The sequence below is a fragment of the Natronomonas gomsonensis genome (genome assembly GCF_024300825.1).
In the GTDB taxonomy this organism is placed as follows: Archaea; Halobacteriota; Halobacteria; order Halobacteriales; family Haloarculaceae; genus Natronomonas; species Natronomonas gomsonensis.
The window spans coordinates 1958329-1985173 of record NZ_CP101323.1 but is presented as its reverse complement, the minus strand read 5'-3'; the positions used below and the strand labels follow the sequence as shown (position 1 = coordinate 1985173).

Here is a 26845-nt window from a genome sequence, read left to right as displayed (position 1 = left end):
TTCTACGTCCACCAGACGCCTTCCCGGCGGTCCATCCACGTCACGACGGCGACGTGCGGAAGGGTGAGAACGGCGATGAAGACGAGATACACTGCGGCGACCGACGCCGGCGAGGTGGGCGTGACGGGGACGAATACCGCGAAGCCGACGAGGAAGACGAGCGCCAGCGCGGTCAGCGGGGTGGCCTCCCGGGCGAACCGCCCGAGGAGTTTTCGGGTGTCGACAGCCGAGTCGCCGTCGACAGCGACAACTCTGATGACGTGTCGGAGGGCATGCCAGACGCAAAAGTAGACGCCGATGGCGACCAGCGGCGGCACCGTCAGGAAGAACAGCCACAGCAGCGCCGTCTCGCCGGCGTCGACCCGCCAACTGCGGCCGCTTCCGCGACGGTAGCCGACGAGCAACACGCCGACGGTGACCGCGAGGAAGACGCTTCCGCCGACGAGGCGTGTCGTCTCGGCGAACAGCCACGCCGTCGAGAGGTCGGAGCCGAACAGTCCGACCCACGCGTCGACGACGGTTCGGTATCTGTCGGGAAACGCCAACAGCGGAACGAACATCGGGAGGCCGCCGCGGACGAACCCGGTCGCCGCCCGAAGCCCCGTCGAGTCGAGGTGGTCGGCGTCGACGAAGACGACCAGCGCGTGCACGTCGCCCTGCCCCCAGTGGAACCACGTTATCGCGATGAACGACGCCGCGGCGACCAGCGGTTCGAGGAGCCACAGCACCGCGTAGGCGCCGCCGACAACCGCATAGAGAACACCGACGACGACCATCGATGACGGCAGCGAGCGGTCGTCGTCGATTCGCGCCGGAACGAGGTAGTCGACCGCGCCGTGGGGGAGTCCGAAGAGGACGACGCTCGCCGCCAGCGGGAGGTATCTGAGGGTGGGGCCGACCGTGACGCCGAGCAGCCGTCCGACCGTCGCGCCCACGACGAACAGGGCACAAATCGTCCACGCCGGGCGAGTGGCGAGGCGGTCGTACATCGCACGAAACGCTGGCGTCGGTTGGTCGACGGTCACGCCCATCGGTCGACCACCCACCGGAACAGGACCAGCCCTTGGACGACGAAGAGGTTCGTCACGAGGAAGAACAGCGCCTCCTCGATTGGCAGGCCGAAGAGCGCGATGCCGGTCGTATAGGTCGGCGAGATGTGCCAGATGCCGGTCGCCAGCGCGATGCGGTCGATTATCCAGAGATACACCGTCGGCACGGCGACGCCGAGGGCGACGGTGCGGCGCTGATACAGCAACTGCGGGAGGCCGACGACCCACTGGATGAACAGGACGGGCGCCGCCCACGCGAGGATGGCGCCGAGATAGAACGTCCCGGCGGTCGTGAGCAACACGGCTCCCACGAGGCCGACGGCGACGGCAGCGACGCCACCGAGCACTCGCGGTGTACGCTCGAAACGGCTGAGAGTAAGCCACCGCTCCCCGTCTTCGCGTCCGAGTGCGTCGGCTTCGGGCCAGCCGCGACGGAGCGTCAACTGGCCGAGCCACAGCGCGGTGAGAATCGGCTGGAGGAGGAAGAACGCGTACTCTCCGAGCGGCGCGAGGCCGAGGTGGACGAACGTCTGGCCCTCGCCGTAGCCCCAGACGCCGCGGGCGATGAGGTAGTTGTCCCACGGCGTCGTGTAGATGACGGCGACGAGGGTGACGACGGCGACGCCGCTCCAGTAGACCGGTCGGCCGACCGACCACACCGTCGGCCGGGTCGTCCGCGTGCGGGTCACCGTCGCCGCGGCCAACAGCACCGCCACGACCGGCAGGAGGAACGCGAAGTGGAACTGCGCGTAGGTGGGGGCGCTCATGGTCGCACCGCTCCGTATGCTCGCCTGTCGGTCGCGTCGGTTCGTCGGTTGGTCCTCGTCATCGAATCGGTGGTGATGCCGGGCCGGTCCCGGGATTCGTCGTCGCTACCGTTCCGTGTCAGTCGTCGGCGGGTTGGGCCGTCGAACCGGCGAGGTCGCCCGCGGCGTCGAGCACCTCACGGCTCGACAGCAGGATGATACCGAAGCCGACCTTCGCGACGAGGTCCAACACCATGAAGCCGGCCGTCTCGCTGTAGAGGCCGATGGTGCCGAGGCCTTCGGTGCCGAGTATCCACCACACCGGATACACCAGCCAGACGACGACGATGAGGTTCCGGAGGATGTTGAACGTCGATTGGGCGTCCTCCGAGAGGCGGTTTGCCTCCTCGGTCAGCGTTCCGAACAGGAAGTACAGCAACACCAACAGGAAGCCGGTGGAGACGCCCCACCAGATGAGGCGGTCACCGACGGGGCTGAGCAACACGCCGGTCGTCGACAGCGTCGCCACCGCGCCCGTGCCGATCATCAGCGCGTCGAGACCCACGAGCGTGGCAATCTGGTTGCGGTTCGCCCCGGCAAGCAGTCCGAGGTCGATGAGGAGCAACGGCGTCGTGAACAGCCAGTCGGTGTATCGCGCCCAGTAGATGGGCAACTCCTCGCCGGCGACGGTCACTGTCGTCAACCCGAAGCCCAGCGCCATCATCAGGTAGTTGACGAAGGCGATGGCGGTGATGAATATCGTCACGATGTAGAACTCCTGTCGGCGTCTGTTCTCCTCACCCCAGCCGCGGGCGATGAAGTACAGCATGCCGAGGAACATTCCTGCCGTGCCTATCCACAGCCATAGTGCTTCGCTGCCTGGGTCTGCCATAATCCGTGTTTAACTACGCATCGGTGGGTGTTGAAGAGTGTACCAAACAAGTATGGTTAATTTGGCAACTATTTCCAAAAAGTCGGGCCGGGTGCCCCCGGCGGGCGCTATCGCCGGTAGCGTCGGAGCCGTTCGGGAATCGTCTCGGCGAGGGGGCCGCCGAGGCGGTCACGTAGCGAGCCGAGGATGCCACGGGGGACGAACAGGACGAACGCGACGAAGACGACGCCGAGATACAGCTCCGCGCGGCCGTCGATGAAGACGTTGATGAACTCCAGAACGGTGAAGTCGCCGACGCCGGCCGACAGGATACCCTCCGAGAGCGTATCCCGGAGGAACCGGGCCAGTCCGCTCGACTCCGTCGTGAAGATGCCCTGCAGGAACTCGTGGAACAGGTGGCCGTACAGCGCCCCGGCGAGGGTGCCGAAGCCGCCGATGATGGCCGCAAGCAAGGCGTCGGCGGTGACGAAGAGGTCGAAGGTGTTCTCGGGGGCGACCGAGCGCCGGTAGCCGGCGAACAGCGCGCCGCCGATGGCGGCGAAGAAGCCGCTGATGCCGAAGGCGCCGAGTTTGTACCAGAAGGTGTTGTAGCCGACGGCCTCGGCGCGTTCCTCGTTCTCGCGGATGGCGACCATCACCCGGCCGAACGGCGAGTGGATGATACGCTGCATCGCGAAGTAACAGACAAGAACGACCGCGCCGACGGCGTAGAAGGACACCTCGGCGGCTCCGAGGTCGATGCCGGTCCCGAGGACGTTCTCGAAGCTATCGCCGGCGAGGCGGCCGAGACGGAACTGCAGCGCGTCGATGCCGGGGATGCCGACCGCGAAGCCGTCGCGGCCGACGACGCCGACGCCGTCCCGGGGGTTCGAGCCGACGTAACTCCAGTTGCGGATGAACACGTGGGCGACCTCCGCGAAGCCGAGCGTCACCATCGCGAAGTAGACGCCGGTGAGTCGGAACGACACCGCGCCGACGGCGAGCGCCGCGAGGAACGCCAACAGGCCCGCGAGGACGATGATGAGCATAAACGGCGTCTCGGCCGGCAAGCCGGGTATCTTCCCCGTCCCGACGAGGACGACGAAGTACGCGCCGATGCCGTAGAACATCGCGTGGCCGAAGGAGAGATAGCCGGTGTAGCCGCTGACGAAGTCGAAGCTCATCGCGAAGAGGCCGACGTAGAGGACGACGACCATCGTCCGAACGCGCGGCAGGAAGACGGTGAACAACTCGCCCAGCGACACGCCGAGAAGCGACAGCGAGATGCTCGTCAGGAAGCCGTAGATGAACGGGTACAGCACCAACACGCCGACGACGGCGATGTGGGCGGTGTGGGTCGCGAGGTACTGCCGCAGCAGTTCGCCGTAGCCGACCTCCGTGTCGGCGCTCTCGACGGGGCCGTCGCCGCCGTCGGCAGGAGCGGGGTCGCTAATGGCCCCCCACCTCCGAGACGCCGAACAGTCCCTGTGGACGGGCGACCAACACGGTCACCAACACGAGGAACATCACCAACTCCGGCAGGCCGGGGAAGTCGATGTAGTTGATGAACAGCCACGACATCACCGCGTCGACGAAGCCGACGAGGACGCCGGCGACGACGGTGCCCTTGAACGAGCCGAGGCCGCCGATGATGACGACGATGAAGCCGACGAGCAGCGTCTCGACACCGAGGGGGACGCTCGCACCGAAACGGGGGTCCCACATGAGCATCACGCCGGCCAATCCGGCGAGTCCCGACCCGACGCCGAAGACGACGGTGAAGGCCTGCCGGATGTCGATGCCGAGCGCCTGTGTCATTTCGGGGTCCTCGCTGCCGGCGCGGATGTACAGCCCATAGCGCGTCCGGGTAAGAAACAGGAATATCGCCGTGACGACGAGCAGGCCGACGAGCGCCTCGAAGAGGTACAGCCCGCGGGTGCTCGCTCCGATGATGTCGTAGCGAGCAGCGAGGAACTCCGGGGCGGTCCCGATGGCGTCCTGCCACTCGGTTTGGGGTTGTAAGCCGGCCAACTGGACGACGATGGTGGCCGCCTCGTCGAGGACCAACACCAGCCCGAACGTCAACAGAATCTGGAACAGCGGCTCGCGGTCGTAAATGGGCCGGATGAGAACTCGTTCGACGCCGGCGCCGAAGGCCGTCAGCGCCGCGAAGACGACCGCGACCGCGACGAAGAACAACAGTAGGCGCATCCCCTGCCCCGTCGCACTCGACACCAGAGCGACCATCACGGCGCCGCCGAGATACGCCCCGAGCATCGTCAGCGACCCGTGGGCGAAGTTGAGCACACCCATCAGCCCGAAGATGAGGCTGAGGCCGCTGGCGATGACGATGTAGAGGGCGGCCTTCGACAGCGCGTCGAGCGTGATTTCGACGGGGGCAAACAGCGGAAGCGCCGTTGCGGTGAGTTCGAAGCCGGTCATGCCGAGAGGTACCTCCGTATCATCTCGTCGTCGCGCGTGACGTTCTCGGTCGACCCCGACTCGACGACCGTGCCGTGGTCGAGCAGGTAGAAGCGGTCGGCGACGTCCATCGCCAGCGGGAAGTTCTGCTCGACGAGCAGTACCGTCGACTCCTCGGCGACGGTCTTCAGCGCCTCGGCGACCGCCGCGACGATTTGCGGGGCGAGTCCCTCGCTCGGTTCGTCGACGAGCAGCAGGTCGTTGTCGCCGACCAGTCCGCGGGCGATGGCGACCATCTGCTGTTGGCCGCCCGAGAGGTCCCCCGCCTCCCGTCCGCGATGCGATTCGAGTTCCGGAAACGCGGAGTAGGCCCGCTCGAAGGCCGCTTCGACGGAGTTTCCGGGCGGCGTCGCGATGCGGATGTTCTCGTCGACGGTCAGATGCGAGAACATCCGGCGCTCCTCGGGGACCCACCCGACGCCCATGCGGGCGACTTCGTGGGTCGGCCGGCCGGTCACGTCCTCGCCACGATAGTGGACCGTCCCTTCTCGTGGCGGCGTCAACTGCAGAATCGACCGAAGCGTCGTCGTCTTGCCGACGCCGTTGCGACCGATTAACGCCACACACTCCCCGGGTTCGACCTCCAGCGAGATGCCCTGTAGGATGTGGCTCTCGCCGTAGTAGCTGTGGATGTCGTCGACTTCGAGCAGGCTCACGCGAGGCCACCTCCCGTGGCGTCGTCGGCGTCGTCGCTCGCGGCCGCGGAATCCGGTTCGTAGCCGCCGAGGTAGGCGTCCTGGACGCGTTGGCTGTCTCGGATGGCCTCGGGGTCGTCGTCGGCGATGAGCGACCCCTGATTGAGTACGGCGATGCGGTCGGAGACCTCCATCACCACGTCCATGTTGTGTTCGACGAGCAACACCGCGTGGTCGGCGGCGATGTCGTCGATGAGGTCGGTGAGTTCGTCGATGCCGTCGCTGGAGACGCCCGCGGTCGGTTCGTCGAGCAGCAACACGTCCGGGTCGCCCGCCAGGGCGATGGCGAGTTCGAGGTTACGCTTCTCGCCGTGGCTCAGCGTCTCGGCGACCGTCTCACGCTCGTCGGCGAGCCCGACGCGTTCGAGGATGTGGTCGGCCTCCCGTTCGTACTCGGGGAAGGCGTCGACGTTGCGCCACGCCCGGAAGGAGTCGGTGCCACCGGCTGCCTGGGCGGCGATGCGGACGTTCTCCAGCACCGTCGAGGTGGCGAAGATATTCGTTATCTGGTAGGAGCGGTGGATACCCGACAGCGCCGTCTCGTGTGGCGCGTGGTCGGTGATGTCGGTCCACCCGTCGCCGTCGCCGCCGCGGTACTCGACGGTGCCTTCCGTCGGCTCCAACACGCCGGTCAGGAGGTTGAAGAACGTCGTCTTCCCGGCGCCGTTGGGGCCGATGAGCGAGCAGCACTCCGCGCCGAGTTCGAACTCGACGCCGTCGACGGCGGTGACGCCGCCGAAGCGCTTGGTGAGGTCGGTCGTTCGCAGCACCATCGATTACAGCGAGCACCCCATGTCGGGGTCGTCGGGCTTCAGCGTCGTCTCGGAGGCCGGAATGCGTGCCAGCGGTTCGCCGGGCATGATGGGCGCGTCCCAGTTGTCCTCGGTGTTCGGCACCGGGTAGGCGACGGTCATCTCCGAACGGGCCTGGTTGTTGTACTCCTGGTAGGTGTAGCCGCCCTCGCCTTTCGGCGTGTCGGTGACGGTCATCCCGCGCATCGCCTCGGCGATGTCCGCACCGTTGGTCGACCCGCTTTCCTCGACGGCCTGGACGATTGAGGACGCCGCGGTGAACGTGCCGGCGGTGAAGAGGTCCGGAACGACGCCGTACGCCGAGGTGTAGCTGTCGACGAAGGCGTCGTTGATGGGGTTGTCGTACTGGTTCCAGTGGTACCGTGTCGTGAACGGCCCGAGTTGGGCGTCCCGAATCTTCTCTTCGGTCAGCGGTTCGCCGAGGACGCGCTGGGCGACGCCGCCGATGGCGTTCGTCGAAATCTGGGTCGCGAAGCCGCCGAACATCCGGAGGCCGTAGTCGCCCGAGAGCCCCTCGTCGAGGAAGTTCGGCAGCGTGACGACGGTGAACCCGCCGACGACGGCGTCGGCGCCGGCGTCGACGGCGTTCTGATAGAGGCCGGCGAACTCGTCGTGGCCGCGGGGGACGAACCGCTGATCGACGACCTCGACGCCCTCGTTTTCGAGGACATTCGCGTAGTTGCGTGCGACCGCACGGCCGAAGGAGTAGTCGGCGGCCATGATGAACACCCGCTCGACGTCGGTCTCCTGGGCGACGTAGCGGCCGCCGGAGAGGGCGTCCATCGCGGTGTTCTCGCTGGCGCGGAACACGAGTTCGCTACACAGTTCGCTGTCGCTCGTCACGTCGGCCGCGGCGGCCGGTCCGGCCACGAAGGGGACGTTCGCCTGCAGGACGACGGTCTCGATGACCCGCCGGGCGGCGTCGGAGGAGGCGGTCCCGAACAGGAGGTCGACCTCCTCGTCCTGGACGAGGAGGTCGCGACCGTCTGGGCCTGGTCGGGGCTGAACTCCGAGTTCTCGATTATCAACTCGTAGGTCACGTCGCCGGCTTCGATGGTCTGGGTACCCGCCGAGGAGACGTCGAGTGGGTCCTGGTCGTGTTTGTACGCCAGCCCCGAGAGAAATCCCCACAGCGACTGCTGGCCGTAGTACTGTACGTCGCCCGTCAGCGGTTGCATGACGCCGATTTTGACCGTTCCGCCGCCTCCGGCGTTGCCGTTTCCATTGCCGTTGCCGTTACCATCACCGTTGCCGGTACACCCCGCCAGCGCAGCTGTTCCGAGCGTTCCGGCCGCCGCAGCGCTCTTGAGCCACTCCCGCCGTGTCTGGTCACGTGCCATAGTAGCAATGTACAGGTATATATCGGCAAAAGGTGGGAGGTTAACATGTCAACCGTCGCCCCGCTGAACGGACTCGGGGGCTCTCAGCCCTCGAAAGCGGTTTCGAGCGCTGCCGTCACGTCGTCGATGGCCTGCCGTCCCTCGTCGATGTGTTCATACAGGCTGAGAAAGCCGTGAATCTGGGCGGGGTAGTGGTGGTGTTCGACAGGGACGTCGGCGGTTTCCAGTCGGGTGGCGTAGGCGGTCCCCTCGTCGCGCAGCACGTCGAATCCGGCGGTGACGACCGTCGCCGGCGGCAGCCCCGAGAGGTCACGCGCACGGAGCGGGAAGGCGTAGTCGTTGCCGACATCCGCCTCGCGGGTGAGGTACTGTTCGAGATACGCCTCGACGCCACTCATTTCGAGGAAGTAGCCCGACGCGTTCTCGTCGTAGGAGTCGAACCAGCGGACCGACGGGGGGTTGACGGCGGGGTAGACGAGCAGTTGGTGGGTGAGGTCGGGGCCGTCGCGGTCCCGGGCGGCCAGCGTCACCGCCGCAGTGAGGTTGCCGCCGGCGCTGTCGCCACCGACGGCCACCCGGTCGGGGTCGCCACCGAGGGATTCGGCGTGTTCTGCAGCCCACTCCGTGGCGGCATAACAGTCCTCGAACCCTGCTGGGAAGGGGTGTTCCGGCGCCCGGCGGTAGTCGACGGAAACGACGATACAGTCAGCGCGGTTGGCGAACAGCCGGCACAGACCGTCGTAGGCGTCCAGCGACCCGCGACTCCAGCCGCCGCCGTGGAAGAACACCAACACCGGCCTCGCTCCCGAGGTGTCGGGTTTCGGTTCGTAGATGCGGACCGGAACCGGCTCCTCGGGCCCTCGGAGTTCGAGGTCGGTGACGGCGTCGACCGGTTCGGTCTCCTCGACGGTGAACAGTTCGTCCAGCAACGCCCGCCCGGTCGCCACCGACAGCGTCTCTGTCGGCGGCGAGACGCCCGCCTCGAACCCGGCGAGCAGTTCGGCTACCTGCGGGTCCAACTCCGCCGCTCGGTCGGTCATCGCGACACCCCTGTAACCGTGCTACCGTCGTAGCGGGCGGGCGAGAGACCTGTCAGCGTGTCCTGAAGCTGTGACATACCCACCCATAGGAGACGGGAGTATCAAAAACGGGGGGTTGGCATGTGAACTGCCGTTCGCTCAGGGTTTTCCGTCGATGTGTTCCATCGCCTCGACGAGGCTGCGGACGAGTTTCTTCTCGCCGCGGCGCATGTTCTTCGAGACCGCGGTCGTCGAGACGTCGAACTCATCGGCCAGCGTCGACAGCGTGGCATCCCTTGGCGTCTCGAAGTAGCCCGACTCGGCGGCCCGCTGGATGGTTTCGGCTTCGACGTCCGAAAGCGACCGGCAGGCGTCGAGCAGTTCGCCGGCCGGTTCGATGTTGCCCAGCACGTCGAACAGTCGGTCGAGTTCGAGGTCCCGTCGCTGTTCGACCTCGAAGTCGTTGTTGGTGTCGAGTGCGTACAGCGTCTCGTCGGCGGTGCCGCCGTCGTCGAAGCCGACCTGCCACAGTTCGTGGCCGTCGCGGATGCGGAACGGCCCCGTGATGTAGCCGCCGCGGTCGTGGATGACCGACATCGCGTCGGTCTGTTCGATGACCGTCCGGATGACTGCGCTGTCGCCCTTCCGGGTGAACAGTTGGTACTCGTTCATGTTGTCGTGCTCCCGCAGCGCCGCCAGGCCGTTGTCGAGTGCGCCGCGGTCGGCCCCGTCGACGAGCAGCCGGGTCTCTAACTCCTCTTGGGCCGCGTCGAGTTGCCAGTGCATCGTCGAGAACGCCACCTCGTGGTCCGCGGTCGTGTCGATGAAGGGGCAGTCGTACTGCTCCATCTCCATGGTGACGTCTATCATCGGCCCGGAGTTTCTCCTCCAGTGGCATAACTGTTTGTCACGGTTTTTGACTCTCGACCGCGTGTCACGGGGGCTTTAGCCGTGGAACACCTCGTGCCGCTATGGACCCGGACGACAACCACCGAAACTGGGCCGAGCGCTCCGGGGAATTCTCACCCGAGTACTACGCACAAATCGGCCCCAACGAGGTCAGCGAAACGCTCCGTGAGGTGTTCGAGCACTACGTTTCCGAGAACGCCGCCGTCTTGGAAATCGGCTGCAGTTCCGGCCGCCACCTTGAACACCTCCGGCAGGCCGGCTACGAGAACCTCACCGGCATCGACCTCAACGACGAATCGTTCGACATCATGGTCGAGCACTACCCGGCCCTCGCCGAGAGTGGCACCTTCCACACCGGCGCAATCGAGGATATCGTCCCAGAGATGGCCGACGGCGCCTTCGACGTGATTTACTCGGTGGAGACCCTCCAGCACGTCCACCCGGACGATGAGTGGGTGTTCGAGGAACTCATGCGGGTCACCGACGACCTGCTCATCACGGCCGAAAACGAGGGGAACAGTCCGAAACGCGGCCGGGACGGTTCGACGGTGAGTTACGTCAACGACGACTTTCCGCTGTATCACCGCGACTGGAAGGCGGTGTTCTCGGAGTTGGGCCTCGCACAGTTACTGCGCGAGGGTGGGAAACGGGATACGGTTCGGGTGTTCCGGGTCGTCTGAGAGCGGTCACAGCAAGGAGGATGCTCACGGTTTTAGTCGCGGGGGGACCCCGACTGGGTCTCCGTTTCTCCCATCACGTCGCCGTCGTAGACGACGCCGCGTTCGCCGTCGACGGTGACGGTTCTGCCTCCCTTCAGTCGCTCCGATGCCGAATCGATTGCCACCATCGGAACGCCGAGTTCGCGGGCGACGATGGCCGGATAGCCGGTCATCTCGGGGTCGGTGGCGACGATGGCGGCGACCCGGTCTACGTCGCCGGTGAACTCGGCGTCGAAGCCGGCCGGTAAGACGAGGACGCCGTCGGCCGGAATCCCCGCGAGGTCGCCGTCGGAGAGTCGGACGACGGGGCCGGCCGCCCGGCCGCTAACGATTGACTTCCCCGTCGCCACCGGCTCAGTGACGGTGTGGACCTTCAGGGTGTTCGTCGCGTTCGTCCCGCGCATCTCCGACATCATCCCCGAGAGGACGACGATGGTGTCGCCGCTCTCGGCGAGGCCGGAGTCGAGGGCGGTGTCGACGGCGCGTTCGAGCACTTCGTCGATATCGGCGGCGGGTGGGGCCGAGTGTGGGTCGACACCGCAGGAGACCGCGAGCTGTCGGCGGACGCGCTCGTTGGGCGTCGTCGCGATGATGGGGACGCCGGGTCGGAACTTGGCGATGCGACGGACGGTGTAGCCGGATTCGGAGACGGCGACGATGGCCGAGGCGTCGACGTCGGCGGCGAGATACCGCGCCGACCGCGCCAGCGCCTCGGTCCGAGAGCCGGCTCTGGCCGTCGGAATCCGCTGCTCGCGGCTCTCGTCGTACTCCTCGCTGGCCTCGATTTCCGGGACGATGCGTGCCATCGTCTCCACGACCTCGACGGGGTGGTCACCGATTGCGGTCTCCGCCGACAGCATCACGGCGTCGGTGCCGTCCAACACCGCGTTGGCGACGTCGGAGGCCTCCGCTCGCGTTGGCCGCGAGGCGTGAACCATCGAATCGAGCATCTCGGTGGCGGTGATGACCGGAACGCCCGCCTCCATACACCGGCGGACGATTCGCTTCTGGATGAGGGGGACGGCTTCCAGTGGACACTCCACGCCGAGGTCACCGCGGGCGACCATCACGCCGTCGGCGGCGTCGACGACCTCCTCGACGTTCTCGACGGTGACCGCCCGTTCGATTTTCGCGACGACGTCGATGTCACCGCATCCGGCGTCGTCTACGGCGTCGACGACGGTGTACACGTCGTCGGCGTCGCGGACGAAGGAGGCGGCGACGAAGTCGACCTCGTGTTCGGCGGCCACCTCGATTTCCCTGCGGTCGGCCTTCCGGACGATGTCGAGCCCGAAGTCGACGCCCGGCGCGATGACGCTCTTGTTCGCGCCGAGTCGCCCGCCCGAATCGACGGTCGTGACGACGGTTTCGCCGTCGATTCCGGTCACCGTCGCCTCGATGCGGCCGTCGTCGAGGAGTACTGTATCACCCAAACCGACGGCGGCGATGGAGTGGTTGAGACCGACGGTCTCCGTCGTGGCCGTCGTCCCCTCGGCGAACCGGAGTTCCGACCCCGTCGCTATTTCGATGGGGTCGTCGATGCCGGCGGTCCGGACTTCCGGGCCGCGGAGGTCGAGCATCGTCGCAAGCGGGTCCTCGCGGTCGGCGGCCACCGATTGCACCCGCTCGATTCGCGTGGCGCGCTCGGCGGTGGTGCCGTGGCTGGCGTTCAACCGCGCGACCGACATTCCGGCGTCAGCGAGGTCCCGAATCGTCGCCCGGTCGCTCGACGCCGGGCCGAGCGTACAGACGATTTTGGCGTTCCGCATGCCTCACTCGTCGGTTCGAGGGGAGAAAAAGTGCGGCGCCGGTTTAGGCGTATGATTCGATGAGCGAGCGGAGTTGGTCTTCGCCCTGGACGCCGACGATTTCCTCGACCTGCTCGCCGTCGGCAAAGAGGACGAGCGTGGGGACGCCACGGACGCCGTAGGCGGCCGCCAACTGCTGGTTCGCGTCAACGTCGACTTTCGCGACCGCGGCGTCGGTCTCGGCGGCGAGCGTTTCGACGACGGGTTCGAGCATCTGACAGGGACCACACCAGTCGGCGTAGAAGTCCGTCAGGACCACGTCCTGCTCGGCTACGAGGTCGTTCAGCTCGTTCGTGTTTCCGATGTGGACGGGGTCCGTCGGCGCGGCCGACCCGGCGTCGGACGTCGTTTCGGTTGTCATCACTCCCCTGTATGAGTCGGCAGTAATTAAGAGTTTTGGACAAAGCAGACAATACTGTTTTCGCGAGGCTCATTTCCCTTCCGAGCGTGGCCCAGGGTAGATGTCGACGGAAAAGCAATGCCCGGACTGTGCGGAACCGCTCGAACAGATGGAACTACAGGGAACGGACGCACTCGGGGACCTATCTATTGTCTCGGAAGGGTCAGACGAGGGCTTTCTCGGGAGTTTTCGCGCCGACGAGATTCTGACGCCCGTTCCGTACGTCTGCCCGGAGTGTGGACGGACACTGCTGTATGCGGAGTAGGGTGAGTTCTCCCCGCCCCCTCGCGTTCCACGGCTCCGACGACGCCTTCGGCGTTAGCTTTCGGCCGACGGCACGGCCATCTCGCCTTCCTCGTATTTGTTCTCGAACTCCTGGATGAGTTGGCCCATCTTCGCGTACCAGTCGTTCAACATTCGCTGCATGTCGTCGGTAATCTTCTCGGAGTCCGTCGGGAAGTAGACGTGGTAGTAGCCGCCCTGGTCGTAGTTGACTTGCTCTTTCTGGATGAAACCGGTCTGGAGCAGTCGCTGAACCGAGCGGTAGGCGGTCGAACGTTCGCGGTCGACCGCTTCGGCGATTTCGTCCACTGTGAGCGGTTCCGCGGCGTCGACGAGTGCCTGAAAGCACTCCCTGTCGAGCTGTTTGAGACCGTGGAAACACTCGAGGAGTCCTTCACACTCCATGTCCTGCTGGAGTTGTTCGGACATCGAATCTGGCATTTGTATCGTCAGTCGGTAGGCACTACGTAGTTAAAAGACTTGTGTAGATATTACACAATCCTGTGCTCGATGGGTCGCAAGCGGGCGTTTTCCGAAGTGGGTCACCCCAGAAGCGCTATCGCGGCCATCGCCCCGTAGCCTGCGACGAAGGCGATACCGAAGGAGGCGACCCACGCGCCGACCGTCAGGAGGATTTTCCGAGCGCTGACGCTGCCCCACCCGCCGACCGCCGCGCCGCTGCCGATTATCGCGCTCACGACGATTTCGTTGAACGAGATGGGGACGCCCAACAGCACGGCGAGTTGGGCGATAAGAAACGACGGGACGAGCGCGGCGATGGAGCGTCGCGGCCCCAGCGAGGAGTAGTCCTGTGCGAGCGATTTAATCATCCGCGGCGCACCGGTCCACGAGCCGACGAGGATGCCGGCGCCGCCGCCGACCAACACGACGAACGGCGAAATCATCCCCACGTCGTCGAGCAGCGGCAACAGGGGACCGACCGCGAGGCCGACCTGACTGCCACCCGCCGAGAAGGCCACGAGCGACCCGAACGCCAACAGCACACGTCTGAGTCCGCCCGCCTCGTCCCGCCGGATGTCGGCGTAAACGAGCGTGGCGACGGCGACTGCGACGGCAACCGACAACACGATTGGTGCGGTCCAGTGGTCGATTCCCGAGAGTCGCTGTCCGGCACCGACCAACGACCCGGGCGTTCCGTCGGGGCCGAGCAGCACGAACTCGACGTTGGCGAGGACGGCACCGACACCGCCCGCGAGCATCGCGACGCTCAGGCGCTCGGGCACGTCCGACCTAGGGAGTACGCTCGCGATACCGTAGGCCATCCCGCCGCCGACGAAGGGTGTCAGCAGCCAGACGGCGCCGATTTGCTGGTATTTCGGCCACACCGGCGTCCCGCCAAGGGCGAAGCCGACGCCGATGACCGACCCCGTGACGGTAAAGGCCGTCGCGATGGGGTAGCCAGTCTTGATACCGATGGCCATCAGTCCGGCACCGATGAACAACACGACGATGACGGCCGTCGCGGGCAGGGTGATGCCGCCGATGAGGCCGCGACCGACGGCCTCGGAGACGTTCGCTCCCTGTGTCACGGCGCCGGCGAAGCCGAAGATGCCGACGACGAACGCGGCTCGCATCGTCGTGATGACGTTCGCGCCGACCGCCGGCGCGAAGGGGGTCGCACCGCTGGAGCCGGCGCCGATGACCCACGCCATGAACAGACTCGCGAAGCCGGCGACGACGAAGAGGATAATGATGGAGGATTCCATGTAGTGTAGAAACGAATCCGAAACGGGGTGTCAGTCGTCGGCCGGGGCCGTAGCGGCGGCGTCAGTCGTTCGACTCCGCCAGACGCCCTGTGCGTACGCGCCGACGAACATGCCGGCCAGCGCCCACAGAATGGTCACGTTGCCGACGCCGAGGCTGGCGTAGGCGGCACCGGGACAGATACCTGACAGCCCCCAGCCGACGCCGAAGATGGCGCCGCCGATGACGACGTTCTTGTCGAAGGGCTTCAGGCGTCGCTCGTAGCGGTCACCGGTCAGCGGTGCAGTGTCCCGGATTCGTGGCATCACCGCGAAGGCGATGCCGCTGACGATGGCCGCGCCGAACATGACGAACACCAGTCCGAGGTCCTCGAACTGGAGGAAGTTCAACACGACCTCCGGTCGCGCCATGTGGCTGAAGCCGAGCCCGAACCCGAATATCAGGCCGCCGACGAGTATCAGCGGCTTGAACAGCGGATGTCGGTCCGCCATTACGGGCTCACCCCCAGCGCCGCGACGAGTTGTGCCGTCCCGATGGCGACTAAGATGAACGTCACCACGCCGACGATGGACGTCTTCGACGCCGAACCGACGCCGCAGACGCCGTGGCCGGACGTACACCCTTTGCCGACTCGGGTACCGATGCCGACCAGGATGCCACCGAAGAACAGCCGCCAGGGCTGTACGTCGGTCAACCACAGTGTCACGCCGGCGACTTCATACAGTTGGCCGGTGGTACCGGGCTCGTACAGCGACGTCGTGATGACGCCGGATTGGACCGTCGCCGCGAACAGCGCCGCTCCGAGGATGATACCGACCGTGAACACGACGCGCCAATCCCGGGAGGCGACGTACTGCTGGAACCGCGATTGGTCCGAGACGTACGAGAGCGTCGATTCGAGGAACGTGCTCGCACCGGCTGGAATGCCCGTCCCGAGATAAATTACGACCGCTCCGAGACCGACCAGCAGCCCACCGACGGCGTAGCGACTGACCCCGTTGGGGAACAGCTCGGCGGCCGATTGGAGTACGAGTAGGTCAGTCACCATCGGCGGTGTTAGTCACCCGCGAGGGATTCCTGGCTCGCGGCGCAGTTGTTCGGCCCGAGTTCGAGGGTGAACGCTTCCTCGTCGTCGACGGTGTTCTGTCCGAGGTTCGTCGCGATGATGTCCTCGTAGTTGGCCGGACGCGGCGGCATATCCGAGAGGATGAGTTCGACGAAGTCGTCTTCGTCCATGGTGAGCGCATCCATCTCCTCGACGAGGTCGCCGACGGGGGCAGTGTAGGTGCCGTCGTCGGCCGGTTCGGCGGCGTCGCTGAAGTGAGCGCCACCGATTAGCGTGTCGTCGGGCAGGGTGAGGACGCGCTCTTGAAGCGACTCGTACAGCATGCGTGCGGCTTCGGGCGCGCCGTCGTCGCCCTCTTCGAGGTCGGGGCGGGCGACGCTCTCGATGAAGAGGCCGTCGCCGGTGGCCAGAAGCGAGTCGTCGACGAGATACGAGGTCATGCCCGTCGTGTGGCCGGGTGTGAAGACGGTCTCGATGGTGGCGTCGCCGACTTCGAAGGTGTCGCCGTCTTCGGTGGTCGTCAGTTCGTCGGCGTAGGTGACGCCCCGTGCGACCGCGGCCTCCGGGATGACGCCTTCGACGCCCTCGGCGTCGAGGTCGCGCAGTCCGGAGATGTGGTCGGCGTGGATGTGGGTGTCGAAGGCGTACTGCAGGTCGACGCCCAGTTCGTCGGCGTCTTCGAGGTAGCGGTCGGTGAAGGCACGCAGCGGGTCGATGACGGCGGCTTCGCCGTCGTCGTAGAGGAAGTACCCGAGACAGCCCGAGGAGGGCCGCTGGTACTGCAGGAGCGTGCCGGCGCCGTCGTAGTCGGTGACTTCGACGGCCTCGTAGATGCGAGCCCAGCCGTTCATGCCGTCTTCGAGGTGGTTGACCTCGTAGCCGCGTTCGGCGAGAGTGCCCGCGACGAACTCGCTTGCGCCGCCCTTCGCACAGAGGACGGTCACTTCGCGGTCATCGGGAATCGCTTCGAGGATGTCCTCGTCGATTTCCTCATCGAGGAACTCGAAGTAGGGGACGTTGATGGTGGTGACGTTGTCGTCGTCGATGTGCCATTCGTCGTAATCGGCTTCCATGCGAGCGTCGAGGATAGTGATGTCCTCGCCGGAGTCGATTCGCCCCTTCAGCGTTTCGGGGGTAATCGAGTCGACCGGTTCGTCCGGGGTCGGGAAGTCTTCGGCGTTCATGTCGTACATGCTTCCTTACTGGGTGGACGTACTAAAGAGTTTGCATAGTAGTTCATATATGGCACAATACAGTAGCTGGGTGGACTCCGAAATCACATCGGAAATAGGTGCGTAAGCGCGCATATGCGATGATTAATCGAGTAGCTGTGTGGCGGACGGTTGTTTGAGGATAGTGCAAGAAACGATATTCTTTTATCCCTGGCTCCTATATTGTGCGATAGCTCCAATACAGAACACGGAGTGAAGAAACAACAATGAGTGCAGAATTCGACATCTCACAGACGCTCGACGTGAAAGGTGCATCGTGTCCCATGCCGGTCGTGAAGACGAAGCAAGCTATCGACGACCTCGCCGAGGGCGAGGTGCTGGAAGTGCTGGCGACCGACTCCGGCAGCATGAGCGACCTCGATGGCTGGGCAACAGGAACCGACGGCGTCGAACTCCTCGAACAGGTCGAGGACGGCGACGTGTACAAACACTACGTCGAGAAGACCGCGTAAAATGAGTACTGACACGCCCGCGTCGTCGGCCGACAGCGAGCCGTTGACCGAAGCGGAGCTCCAGGCCCGCATCGAGGAACTGGAGGACAAAGTCGCCACGCTGGAAACCGACACCGCAGACGACACCAAGAAGATGACCATCGTCGCCACGCAGGGGACCTTCGACATGGCGTACCCGCCGCTCATCCTCGCGTCGACGGCCGCCGCCTTCGGCTGGGACGTCGTCGTCTTCCACACGTTCTGGGGACTGGACATCCTCCACGAGGAGAAGTCCAAGGACCTGAAACTCTCCGCTGTCGGCAACCCGAGCATGCCGATGCCGAACGCCCTCGCGGCGCTCCCGGGGATGGACAGCATGGCGACGAAGATGATGGAAAAGCGCATCTCCGACAACGGCACCGCCACCATCGAAGAGCTCATCGAGCTCTCGATAGACCAGGGCGTCGAACTGCAGGCCTGTCAGATGACCATCGAACTGATGGAGTACGACGAGGACGACTTCTACGACGACGTGACCGTCGGCGTCGGCGCCGCCACCGCTCTCCAGCACATGGCGGAGTCGGACATCCAACTGCTGGTCTAACGACGTCCCCGGTATCTGAACGAGTTCTACCCTAGACAGCGAATCAGTTTAGGAAGTCGAACGAGAGACTCACGCGAGAGTAATCGTACCGGTCTCATCTTCGATACGAATGGTCGTACCGAACGCCGCAGAGCGCTCAGCGACGGTTCTGAGAATATCGCGTGCCGCTTGGCCGGTGGCGAGAGTCGGCGTTCCGCGCTGTGGAACGGGCGCACGTGGCTGTAGGGTACACGGATAGAGCGTTACGTCAGTAAGGGTCCCATTCGCTGCAAACTCACACCGTGGGACGAACGACATCCAGTTGTCCGCGTCGTGGGCGACCGTCGAAGCCGTCTCTTGGCCAGCAGACGACCCACGAACATTTGGTACGGTGGATTCGACGGGTTGGTCGATGGATTCCGGGATCCGATGGATCGCCTCCTCTTGAAAGAAGAAGTTCCCGAGCGAATAGAAAATCGGCCGCTCTTGGTGGAGTTCGACTCCACGGAGGGCGTGTGGTCCCGTCACGACGACTGCATCGGCACCTGTCTCGACACACTCGTGGGCGACTCGCTGGAGGAATTTGGGCGTTTCACTCGTGTTGCGGTTCCCATCTCTAGCCTGGTGGACGTGCAGAGCTACAATTACCCAATCGGCGGCGGCATCCGCATCACCGATTCCACCGAGGAGTGCCTCACGGTCTCGCTCGTGAACGGAGTGATATATGCCGGGTGGCTGTTGCTCCGTTGCCGGAGCACACCGCATCTGCATGAAGTAGTACGCGTCGTCCGTTCGCCAGTCGGGGTTTTCGCGCCGAAGCCACTCTCCTTTGATTTGGTCGATTCCGGTCCGGTCAGCAATCGTCTGAAGTTGGTCAAGATGCTCGGGCAGCATCCGATACGTCCACTCCACGTGGAGCGGATTGACTCCACACTCGCCATCGAACCTAGACGTGGAAACGCCCGCCTCTCCACCAGGGGGAACACTTGTCGTCGCATTGAGGAGCCCCACGCGCCCCGCTTCCGTGTCCAAATACGCTGGAGACCGTGCCTCTGTCAAGTCTCGCCCGATACCTGCGAAGGGTACGTCTCGCGTATGCATCGCAGAGAGCGTGCTCCGAACCCCCGTCGCTCCGAAATCGAGGGCGTGATTCGAGGCTGCCGTGAATAGGTTCACTCCCATGTTGACCAGTTCGTCGAGAATAGAGGGGTCGGAACCCATGATGGCTCCCGGAAACGGTGCGAGATACTGGTACTGGTCGGTTTCCTGTCGGAGCGAGGCGTGGGGTGTACCTTCGGTCACCAAGACTGGTTCGACCTGCGTCACCGCAGCATCGGCGGCACGGAGAACGTCGAGAAGGGCGCCAAATCCATCTCTCTCACTTTCGAGAGTAGATACTGAGTTAGCGAGAATTGCGTCTCCCGTAGCAGCAAACGTAAACGAGTCAGACGCCATGGCTGGTAATCTCCCAGGTTTCACTTGAGTTCTGCTGACTCAGAGCTCATCTACTCGTGTGGTTGCTCCGCGGTCCGGTGACGGTTCGAATGTAAACCTTGGAATCCATACCGCTTCGTTGACGATGTCGTGGTATGGCTTCAGAATCGTCTCCCGACGACGACCAGCTCTCGCCCCCACCGATTACCGAAGACCGGGTACTCAAACTCGACGACGACCGCTTTTCGAGCGACACCGTCGCCCTCGTGACCGGCGCCGCATCGGGCATCGGCCGGGCGACAGCCATCGCACTCGCGGTCAACGGCCTGACGGTCGTCGGCCTCGACGTCGACGAAGACGGCCTCGACGGAACCATCGAGACGGTCGAATCCCTCGACGCCGACGGCCGGATGGTCGCCACTCAGTGCGATTTGACCGATAGCGACGATATCGAGGCTGCCGTCGACGCCGCGAGCGAGGAGGGAACCATCAGGTATCTCGCCAACATCGCCGGGATGCAACACATCGCCTCCATCCCCGAGTTCCCGACCGAGGAGTACGACCGCATGATGGACGTGATGTTGCGGGCGCCGTTCCTGCTGTCGAAACACGTCATGCCGCACATCAGAGAAACCGACGACGGCGTCGGCGCAATCGCCAACATGTCGTCGGTCCACGGCCAGTATGCGACTCGCGATAAGGCGACCTACATCACCGCGAAACACGGGCTCAACGGGCTCACGCGCTCCATCGCCGCCGAGGGCGAGGGCACGCTGCGGGGCTTTTCGGTTAGCGTCGGCTACGTGTTGACGCCGCTGATGGCCAACCAGATAGCCGACACTGCCGAGGAACGGGGCATCTCCGAGGAGGAAGTCATCGAGGACGTGATGCTCGGGCAGGCCCGGACGAAGGAGTTGATGATGCCCATCGAGGTGGCGAACCTCTTCGTGTTCGGCTTCTCCTCGCACGCCAGACACCTCAACGGCGGCGACCTGCTGCTCGACGGCGGCTACACCACCACCTACGAGTGAACGGCGTCGGCGAGTCGGCCGACCCCCTCGTTGACCGTCGATTAACGGGAGTACACTTTTCACCGCCGGCCGTAACGGTCTTTCCGACTCTTTCGGGTCGGGAGGACGATGACAGGCACAACAGACGAAATCGTGGAATTGTTCGAAGCGGGCGGCGTCGACACGGTGTTCGGCTTCCCCTGCGAGCAGATGGACCCCTACTATTCGAGTCTCGCGGACTCCTCGCTGCGACACGTCTTGGGCCGTAGCGAGGCGAGCGCGGCGCTGATGGCCGACGGGTACGCCCGGGCCAACCGGACGGTCGGCGTCGTCGACGGCGTCGGCGGCCCTGGCGCCGCCTACATGAGCGCGGGCCTCTGTGAGGCCGACGGCGCCTCCAGTCCCGTCCTCGCACTCACCGGCGACAACGAACGCGACATCCGCGGCCGCGAGGTGATACAGGACGGCGACAACGAGGCGATACTCGGCCCGCACGCCGAGGTGACCTTCGACGCCGAATCCGGCGACCGCGCCGTCGAAGCCGTCGAGTCGTCGCTCCGGCAGATGACCACCGGCGTGCCGAAACCCGCCCACGTCAACCTCCCCGGTGACGTGTTCGAGGAAGAAATCGACTACTCGCCGGCCGCAGTCGACGCGTCGTATCCGGCCGACCGTCCCGCGCCGAACCCCGAACGGGTCGCGGCGACGCTGGACCGTCTCGAAGCCGCCGAGGCGCCGGTCGTCCTCGCCGGGGAGGGCGTGGTCCGTGCCGACGCCAGCGAGGCGCTGGCCGAGTTCGCCGAACGGACGAACACGCCCGTCGTCACGTCGATAAACGGCAAGGGCGCCGTCGACGAGACCGAACCCTATGCGCTCGGTGTGGTGGGACGGTGGGGGTTCTGTGCGACCGCAAACGACGCCCTCGAAGCCGCCGACCTCGTCGTCGGATTGGGGACGCGGTTCAGCGACCTCACCACCGTCGGGTGGTCGCTGATTTCCGACGAGGCCGAAATCGTCCACGTCGATTTGGACCGGGCGTGGCTGGGGAAGAACTACGCCGCAGACGTGGCGATACAGGCCGACGTTCGGACGACGCTTCGGGCGCTGAACGACTGTGTCGCTCCCGACGACTACGCCGACCGCGCCGACCGCATCGAGTCGCTGGACGCCGACCGCACCGAGTGGCGGGCCTCCCACGAGAGCGACCTCCGGAGCGACGCCGAACCGGTCGCACCCGCCCGCGTCGTCGACGAACTGAACGAGTCGATTCCGGCCGAGGGAATCCTCGTCAGCGCCACCAGCTACTCGGGGTTCTTCTCGGGGGCGTTCTACGAGGTCGAACAGCACGGCCTCGGATACCTACAGGCCCGCGGCAGCGACGGTATCAACGTCTGTCTCCCGCAGGCAATCGGCGTCCAACTCGCCCGTCCCGACACACCCGTCGTCGCCCTCTCCGGCGACGGTGGCATCGGCTACCACATCGCTGACCTCGAGACGGCCGCTCGCGAGGACCTGCCACTGACCGTTGTCATCTTGAACAACGACGGGCTCGGCTCCTCGAAGGCCAGCCAAATCGGCACCGACAACTTCCAGCTCTCGACGGACTTCCACGAGGGCGTCGACTACGCCGCCATCGCCCGCGGCTTCGGCTGCCGCGGCGAAACCGTCGAGACGCCCGACGAACTCACCGAAACGCTCCCCGACGCCATCGAGAGCGACGAACCGACGCTACTTGACGTGCAGGTAGATCCCTTTGCGGTTCCGCCGATACTGGTGTAGCGAGGCTGTGGGTATATTTTCCGTCACACCGAATCCCCCACATGACCTCCCTCCGCTCGGTGTTCCGAGAACTGGCCGTCGAACGCCCCCTCCTCGCGCTCGTCGTGGCCGTCGTGGCCGTCGAGGTGGTCGGTGCCTCCGGTGCCGTCTTCACCGCACAGGGCCTCGGCGCGTGGTACGACTCGCTCCAACAGCCAGCGTTGGCCCCGCCGAACTGGGTGTTCGGCCCCGTCTGGACCGCCCTGTTCGCACTCATCGGCGCCGCCCTGTGGCTGGTGTGGCGGCAGGCGGATTCGGCGCCGAGAGATGTCCGGCTGGCCGTCGGCGTCTTCGTCGTCCACTTCGCGTTCAACCTCGGGTGGTCGGCCGTCTTCTTCGGAATGCGCGAAATCGGCCTCGGGCTTGCCGTCATCGTCGCGCTGTGGGCGCTCATCGTGGCGATGATGTGGGCCTTCGCCCGCGTCGACCGCCGGGCGGCGCTGCTGCTCGTTCCGTACCTCGCGTGGGTCTCGTTTGCGACGTACCTGAACTACGAGTTCTGGACGCTGAACTGACCGCCGAGACGCCCCGATGACCCCTCAGAAGACGGCGTCGTAGACGGCCGCGCCCGTCTCCTCGTGGCGTTCTTCGAGCGTTTCCCGAAGCGCATCGGTACCGAACATCTCCTCGAGGTCGAAGGGGCCGATTTCGCTGTCGCCGCCGCGTTTGAGAATCTCGTCGACCGTCGCCTCGTCGGCGATGCCGTCGTCGACGAGGCGGTGGCCTTCGTTGACCAACGCGGCCAGAATCGGCTGGATGTCGTGTGGCTCTTCGGGGTCGGCCATCAGACACGCCTCGCCGTCCCACTCGAAGAAGCCCGCGCCGGATTTCTTTCCGAGGCGGTCGGAGGCGACCAACTCCTCCATCCGGTCGCGGACCTCCGGCGGCGGGGCGTAGCGGTCGCCGTACACCTCCGAGAGATTGTCGACGGTCGCGAGGTGGACGTCGAGACCGATGAGGTCGATGAGTTCCAGTGGCCCGCGGTCGAAGCCGACGTTTCTCGCGGCGGTGTCGATGGCCGCGGGGTCGGCCTCCAGCAGTTCCCACGTCGCGGCGCATTTGATGCTCGCAGACAGCCGCGAGAGGCCGTTGGCGCGGTACTCCCGGCCGAGTCGAATCGGCTCGCGGTCGATGGCTCCGGCGGCCTCGTGGGCGATGTCGAGGGCGCGGTCGGTCGCCTCGTCGCCGGATATCTCGACGATGTCGCGGCGAAGTGCGGGGTTCGCGAAGTGAAACAGAACGACCCGTTCTGGGTGGGCCATCTCGGCGGCGATGTCGCCGGGCGTCAGCGAGGAAGTGTTCGTTCCGATAATCGCCTCGCCGTCGAGGACGCTTTCGAGGTCGGCGACGATGCCGCGTTTGAGGCCGAGCCGCTCGGGGACGGCTTCGACGACGAACTCGGCGTCCGACAGCGCCTCGATATCCGTGTCGTAGGCGATTCGCTCGGCCGGCCGGTCCGACACCTCGATGCCGCCGGCGCGGAGTTCGGCCTCCAGCGTCTCCTCGTGATACGCTCGTGCCTCGGCCAACACGTCGGCGTCGACGTCGACCAGCGTGACCGCATAGCCGGCGTTCGCCAGCAGTCCGGCGATGTCGCGGCCCATCAGTCCCGCACCGACGACGCCCGTTCGCTCGATTGTCATTGTCTGTGTTGCTCCGTCGGTGATGTGTCAGCCATCTCCTAATAGATGTAGCGGTCACGTCGGACGGCTCCCCACGGGAACATGTTCGGCATAATCGATAGTCCCGAGGGCGGCGACCGCCCGGATATGTCGAAACGCGACGGACTCTTCGACCGCGAGGTGTTCCTCGACGTACTGGTTAACGCGATTCCGCTCGGGATTCTCCTGTTTTTCGTGGCCCTGTTCGTTACCTACGGGTCGTATCCGAGCGACGTGCTCGTGGTCTTCGTCCAGATGTCGCTCATCGTCGTTCCCGCGGTCGTGTTGCTCGTGTTGACCTACTACGCGGCGCGGGCCGTCACGAGAGCCGAACGGGAGGGCGACTCGGCGACGCCGCCGGGGTACTCCAGAGCCGACGCGGAGGTCGTCCCGGCGGACGACGACTGAGTGCTGACGGGCCGGGCGTCACTCGACGGCTTCGGCATTCGGTTCGATGCCGTCGGTTCGGAGGTGATAGAACAGCACCCCCAGCGCGACCAGTCCCGCCCACGCGAGAAACAGCGTCGTCGATTGGGTCGCCAACAGGGCAATGAGAAGCAGGTTCAACGGCACCGCAAGCACCGCCATCGCGTAGACGACCCGCGTCGAGACCGGGAACGCCCCGGGGTCGAACTCCGAGGGTGGGTCCCGGAGGACGCTGATGGCCGCAAGCATGACGACCGTCACGACGAGCGCGCCGCCGAAGGCCAGCATCGTCCCCAACTGTTCGAATGGGAGCGGCGCCAGCAAGATGGCCGCACTGAGGAGGTACGTTCCAAGCAGCGTCCAGTGGGCCGTCCCGAAGCGGTCGTTGGTGGCCCCGAGTGCGGCCGGGAACACGCCGTCGTCGGCGAGGGCTCCGGCGTACTTCGGAATCAGGATGAACGTCGCGTTCAGGCTGGTCGCGACGGCGAACAGCGCCCCACAGATGATGAACACCGTCTGGAACGCCGGCGAGAGGAACCGCTCGGCGGCGATTTCGAGGGTCTGTCCCGCCATCGCTTCGACGCCCAGCGACCCGACGGCGACGGCGGCGACGGAGACGTACAGCAGGAAGACCAGCGGAATCGAGAGGAGGAACGACCGCGGAATCGTCACCGTCGCATCCCGGAGGTCGCCACCGATGTCGATGACGAAGTTCGCGCCCAGACAGGTGAAGTACAGCACGCCCGCGGCGGCGAGAATCCCGACCGGCCCACTGGCGAACGGCGAGGTGAGGTTCGCCGCCTCGACGGTCGGCGCGCCGAAGGCAACGAACGCACCCAACGCGACGACCAACCCCACGAACATCAGCAGTTGGACTTTCGCTGCGAGTCGAATCCCGAAGAGGTTCAACACGAAAAACAGCGTCAACAGCCCGATGCCGCTCGCAGTCGCCGAAAACGGAATCAGCGCCGTCAGGTACTCGCCGGCGGTCAGCGCGTACAGCGGCAACCCACCGGCGAACATGCTGATGCCGAGGCCCCACGCCGCCAGAAACGCCAGCGCCGGCGAGACGAACCGGGCGGGATACCGATAGTGTCCACACGTCGTCGGAAACGACGCACCGAGCATTGCCGTCGGAACTAACCCGAGGACGGCGATGGTTATCGCGACGCCGAACGACACCACGACGCCCGTTCCGGCGATGTCGACGCCGACGCCGACCAGCGCGAACAGCGCGCCGCCGATGATGAGGCCGACCTCGATGGCGACGGCGTCCAACAGGCCGATATCGGCGTCCGACTGCGGAGTGTTGCTTGCTGCCACGACCCTCGTTCCAGAGGGGTGACAATAAATCTTGACCGGCAAGGCGTGCATTCGGTCGGTTACGAGCGACCGCTCATCCCGGCAAAAACACGTTGATTATCGCGACGACCAACCCGGCAAGCGCCATCCGGGCCGCGGCGACGTACCAGCGCTGGCCGGACATAGAGCCCATGTACGCACCGAAGATGCCCAAGATGCCGATTCCGAGGGCGACTGCGATGAGCGCGGCTTCGACCATCGTGAAAAGCGTTCCCTCGAAGAGAAACGGGGTGAGGGGGATGAGGATGCCGATGAGCGGTCCGAGGCCGCTCATCGTTGCGTGCAACAGGCGGGCACCGCGCTGTTCGCGCTCGATTTGGGTGTCGTCGAGGTCGACGAGCATCGCCCGCTCGATGCGTCTGAGTTCGGCCTTGGTTTCGGCGCGTTCGATTTCCCAGACGCTCCACACTGCCGACGTTCCGAGGCCGACTGCCGCCCCAAGCCCGATTTTGATGACCGTTGCACCGCTGGGGACGCCCGAGAGGACGGCGCCGACGATGACGCCGATGCTGGTGAGCGTCCCGTCGAACCCGTTGGAGACGAAGTACCGCCGGGCGATGGAGAGAACGCCCTCCCGTCCGAGGAGTCGCCGGAGGCGTCGACGAATCGGAGTCACGTCAGTCCTGTAACGTCCGGCGGTCCGTGACGATGTACTCCCCGCAGGCAACCTGGTCGATGGAGTGGACCGTCCCACCGAGAGTTTCGATGTGCTCTTCGATTGTCTCGAAGGACACGTCCTCGCCCTCGAAGGTCAGTTTGATGTTCTGGACCTCCTGGTCGAGTTCGATGAGCGACGATGTGACGCCCTCGACGCTCTCGATGTCGGCGAGTTGGGTCGTGAATTCCAGAAGCGATGGCTCGTGGGGTTTCAACACGTCGATGACGAGCCGGCGAACTGCGGGCATACTTCGAGGACAACCTCGCCGTCCAAAAGCGTATCCCGGAATCCGGGTTTCCTGCGTCGCG

Annotated in this window: 29 protein-coding genes and 1 pseudogene; 8 read left to right on the top strand and 22 right to left on the bottom strand. The window is 65.3% G+C overall.

The features are described from left to right. Positions 1 to 2: 2 nt before the first annotated feature. The 10 genes and pseudogenes from NMP98_RS10695 to NMP98_RS10650 all read right to left on the bottom strand — a co-directional run bounded on the left by NMP98_RS10695 (position 3) and on the right by NMP98_RS10650 (position 9883). Entirely contained in the window at positions 3 to 1031 is a 1029-nt protein-coding gene (locus NMP98_RS10695; protein WP_254857553.1) for a Brp/Blh family beta-carotene 15,15'-dioxygenase, read from the bottom strand. Continuing rightward, a complete protein-coding gene (locus tag NMP98_RS10690) occupies positions 1022 to 1816 on the bottom strand; it encodes a lycopene cyclase domain-containing protein (protein ID WP_254857552.1) in 795 nt (264 codons plus the stop codon). Before NMP98_RS10690 ends, NMP98_RS10695 begins: the two co-directional genes overlap by 10 nt. A gap of 118 nt (positions 1817 to 1934) precedes the next feature. Next, positions 1935 to 2687 (bottom strand): bacteriorhodopsin, encoded by a 753-nt coding sequence (locus NMP98_RS10685; protein WP_254857551.1) that lies wholly within the window; start codon positions 2685 to 2687, stop codon positions 1935 to 1937. A gap of 107 nt (positions 2688 to 2794) precedes the next feature. Further along, positions 2795 to 3988 carry a branched-chain amino acid ABC transporter permease gene (locus NMP98_RS10680; RefSeq protein WP_367997230.1) on the bottom strand — a complete coding sequence of 398 codons (1194 nt, stop codon included), beginning with the start codon at positions 3986 to 3988 and terminating at the stop codon, positions 2795 to 2797. Between the two features lie 127 nt (positions 3989 to 4115). Beyond that, positions 4116 to 5108 (bottom strand): branched-chain amino acid ABC transporter permease, encoded by a 993-nt coding sequence (locus NMP98_RS10675; RefSeq protein ID WP_254857550.1) that lies wholly within the window; start codon positions 5106 to 5108, stop codon positions 4116 to 4118. Then, on the bottom strand, positions 5105 to 5803 hold the full coding sequence (locus NMP98_RS10670; RefSeq protein ID WP_254857549.1) for an ABC transporter ATP-binding protein: 699 nt from the start codon (positions 5801 to 5803) through the stop codon (positions 5105 to 5107). Before NMP98_RS10670 ends, NMP98_RS10675 begins: the two co-directional genes overlap by 4 nt. Next, complete coding sequence (locus NMP98_RS10665; protein WP_367997229.1) at positions 5800 to 6615, bottom strand: ABC transporter ATP-binding protein; 816 nt, start codon at positions 6613 to 6615, stop codon at positions 5800 to 5802. The genes NMP98_RS10670 and NMP98_RS10665 overlap by 4 nt, the downstream gene beginning before the upstream one ends. Before the next feature lie 3 nt (positions 6616 to 6618). Further along, positions 6619 to 7994: pseudogene (locus NMP98_RS10660) on the bottom strand (ABC transporter substrate-binding protein). 83 nt (positions 7995 to 8077) lie between these two features. Further along, positions 8078 to 9034, bottom strand: a complete 957-nt coding sequence (lipP1, locus tag NMP98_RS10655; RefSeq protein ID WP_254857548.1) for a LipP1 family hormone-sensitive lipase — start codon at positions 9032 to 9034, stop codon at positions 8078 to 8080. A gap of 138 nt (positions 9035 to 9172) precedes the next feature. Beyond that, positions 9173 to 9883 carry a helix-turn-helix domain-containing protein gene (locus NMP98_RS10650; protein ID WP_254857547.1) on the bottom strand — a complete coding sequence of 237 codons (711 nt, stop codon included), beginning with the start codon at positions 9881 to 9883 and terminating at the stop codon, positions 9173 to 9175. Positions 9884 to 9984: 101 nt separating this feature from the next. Here NMP98_RS10650 and NMP98_RS10645 point away from each other — a divergent pair, with 101 nt between their 5' ends. Continuing rightward, positions 9985 to 10602, top strand: coding sequence for a class I SAM-dependent methyltransferase (locus tag NMP98_RS10645; RefSeq protein ID WP_254857546.1), 618 nt, complete (start codon positions 9985 to 9987; stop codon positions 10600 to 10602). A 32-nt stretch (positions 10603 to 10634) separates the two neighbouring features. Here the strand turns inward: NMP98_RS10645 and pyk are convergent, their stop codons facing one another. Beyond that, complete coding sequence (gene pyk / locus NMP98_RS10640) at positions 10635 to 12410, bottom strand: pyruvate kinase (protein WP_254857545.1); 1776 nt, start codon at positions 12408 to 12410, stop codon at positions 10635 to 10637. 43 nt (positions 12411 to 12453) lie between these two features. Further along, a complete protein-coding gene (gene trxA, locus NMP98_RS10635; protein ID WP_254857544.1) occupies positions 12454 to 12810 on the bottom strand; it encodes a thioredoxin in 357 nt (118 codons plus the stop codon). A 100-nt stretch (positions 12811 to 12910) separates the two neighbouring features. Here trxA and NMP98_RS10630 point away from each other — a divergent pair, with 100 nt between their 5' ends. Further along, positions 12911 to 13114, top strand: a complete 204-nt coding sequence (locus tag NMP98_RS10630; protein WP_254857543.1) for a hypothetical protein — start codon at positions 12911 to 12913, stop codon at positions 13112 to 13114. 53 nt (positions 13115 to 13167) lie between these two features. Here the strand turns inward: NMP98_RS10630 and NMP98_RS10625 are convergent, their stop codons facing one another. The 5 genes from NMP98_RS10625 to NMP98_RS10605 all read right to left on the bottom strand — a co-directional run bounded on the left by NMP98_RS10625 (position 13168) and on the right by NMP98_RS10605 (position 17106). Continuing rightward, on the bottom strand, positions 13168 to 13572 hold the full coding sequence (locus NMP98_RS10625) for a helix-turn-helix domain-containing protein (protein ID WP_254857542.1): 405 nt from the start codon (positions 13570 to 13572) through the stop codon (positions 13168 to 13170). 101 nt (positions 13573 to 13673) lie between these two features. Beyond that, positions 13674 to 14858: an inorganic phosphate transporter gene (locus NMP98_RS10620; RefSeq protein ID WP_254857541.1), complete on the bottom strand. Its 1185-nt coding sequence runs from the start codon at positions 14856 to 14858 to the stop codon at positions 13674 to 13676. A gap of 30 nt (positions 14859 to 14888) precedes the next feature. After that, positions 14889 to 15347, bottom strand: a complete 459-nt coding sequence (locus NMP98_RS10615) for a YeeE/YedE family protein (protein ID WP_254857540.1) — start codon at positions 15345 to 15347, stop codon at positions 14889 to 14891. Further along, the gene (locus NMP98_RS10610; protein WP_254857539.1) at positions 15347 to 15904 is read right to left on the bottom strand and encodes a YeeE/YedE family protein; all 558 of its coding nucleotides are present in this window, start codon (positions 15902 to 15904) and stop codon (positions 15347 to 15349) included. Before NMP98_RS10610 ends, NMP98_RS10615 begins: the two co-directional genes overlap by 1 nt. Positions 15905 to 15912: 8 nt before the next feature. Next, a complete protein-coding gene (locus tag NMP98_RS10605) occupies positions 15913 to 17106 on the bottom strand; it encodes an MBL fold metallo-hydrolase (RefSeq protein ID WP_254861312.1) in 1194 nt (397 codons plus the stop codon). Between the two features lie 254 nt (positions 17107 to 17360). Here NMP98_RS10605 and NMP98_RS10600 point away from each other — a divergent pair, with 254 nt between their 5' ends. Both NMP98_RS10600 and NMP98_RS10595 read left to right on the top strand, forming a co-directional pair. Beyond that, positions 17361 to 17606: a sulfurtransferase TusA family protein gene (locus NMP98_RS10600; protein WP_254857538.1), complete on the top strand. Its 246-nt coding sequence runs from the start codon at positions 17361 to 17363 to the stop codon at positions 17604 to 17606. A 1-nt stretch (position 17607) separates the two neighbouring features. After that, positions 17608 to 18189 (top strand): DsrE/DsrF/DrsH-like family protein, encoded by a 582-nt coding sequence (locus tag NMP98_RS10595; RefSeq protein ID WP_254857537.1) that lies wholly within the window; start codon positions 17608 to 17610, stop codon positions 18187 to 18189. Positions 18190 to 18258: 69 nt separating this feature from the next. Here NMP98_RS10595 and NMP98_RS10590 read toward each other — a convergent pair whose 3' ends face one another. After that, complete coding sequence (locus tag NMP98_RS10590) at positions 18259 to 19623, bottom strand: CapA family protein (protein ID WP_254857536.1); 1365 nt, start codon at positions 19621 to 19623, stop codon at positions 18259 to 18261. A gap of 134 nt (positions 19624 to 19757) precedes the next feature. On the opposite strand from NMP98_RS10590, the gene NMP98_RS10585 reads away from it, so the two are divergent. From NMP98_RS10585 to NMP98_RS10575, 3 genes are all read left to right on the top strand, one after another. Next, entirely contained in the window at positions 19758 to 20633 is an 876-nt protein-coding gene (locus NMP98_RS10585) for an SDR family oxidoreductase (protein ID WP_254857535.1), read from the top strand. A 108-nt stretch (positions 20634 to 20741) separates the two neighbouring features. After that, positions 20742 to 22391, top strand: a complete 1650-nt coding sequence (locus NMP98_RS10580) for a thiamine pyrophosphate-binding protein (protein WP_254857534.1) — start codon at positions 20742 to 20744, stop codon at positions 22389 to 22391. A gap of 41 nt (positions 22392 to 22432) precedes the next feature. After that, a complete protein-coding gene (locus tag NMP98_RS10575) occupies positions 22433 to 22945 on the top strand; it encodes a TspO/MBR family protein (RefSeq protein WP_254857533.1) in 513 nt (170 codons plus the stop codon). A gap of 24 nt (positions 22946 to 22969) precedes the next feature. On the opposite strand, the gene NMP98_RS10570 is transcribed toward NMP98_RS10575, so the two are convergent. Then, positions 22970 to 24073 carry a 3-hydroxyacyl-CoA dehydrogenase gene (locus tag NMP98_RS10570; RefSeq protein ID WP_254857532.1) on the bottom strand — a complete coding sequence of 368 codons (1104 nt, stop codon included), beginning with the start codon at positions 24071 to 24073 and terminating at the stop codon, positions 22970 to 22972. 81 nt (positions 24074 to 24154) lie between these two features. On the opposite strand from NMP98_RS10570, the gene NMP98_RS10565 reads away from it, so the two are divergent. Beyond that, positions 24155 to 24499, top strand: a complete 345-nt coding sequence (locus NMP98_RS10565; protein WP_254857531.1) for a DUF6684 family protein — start codon at positions 24155 to 24157, stop codon at positions 24497 to 24499. A gap of 18 nt (positions 24500 to 24517) precedes the next feature. Here NMP98_RS10565 and NMP98_RS10560 read toward each other — a convergent pair whose 3' ends face one another. From NMP98_RS10560 to NMP98_RS10550, 3 genes are all read right to left on the bottom strand, one after another. Next, a complete protein-coding gene (locus NMP98_RS10560) occupies positions 24518 to 25840 on the bottom strand; it encodes an APC family permease (protein WP_254857530.1) in 1323 nt (440 codons plus the stop codon). Positions 25841 to 25913: 73 nt separating this feature from the next. Then, the gene (locus NMP98_RS10555) at positions 25914 to 26495 is read right to left on the bottom strand and encodes a VIT1/CCC1 transporter family protein (RefSeq protein WP_254857529.1); all 582 of its coding nucleotides are present in this window, start codon (positions 26493 to 26495) and stop codon (positions 25914 to 25916) included. Position 26496: 1 nt separating this feature from the next. Further along, positions 26497 to 26784: a DUF211 domain-containing protein gene (locus tag NMP98_RS10550; RefSeq protein WP_254857528.1), complete on the bottom strand. Its 288-nt coding sequence runs from the start codon at positions 26782 to 26784 to the stop codon at positions 26497 to 26499. Between the last annotated feature and the right edge of the window lie 61 nt (positions 26785 to 26845).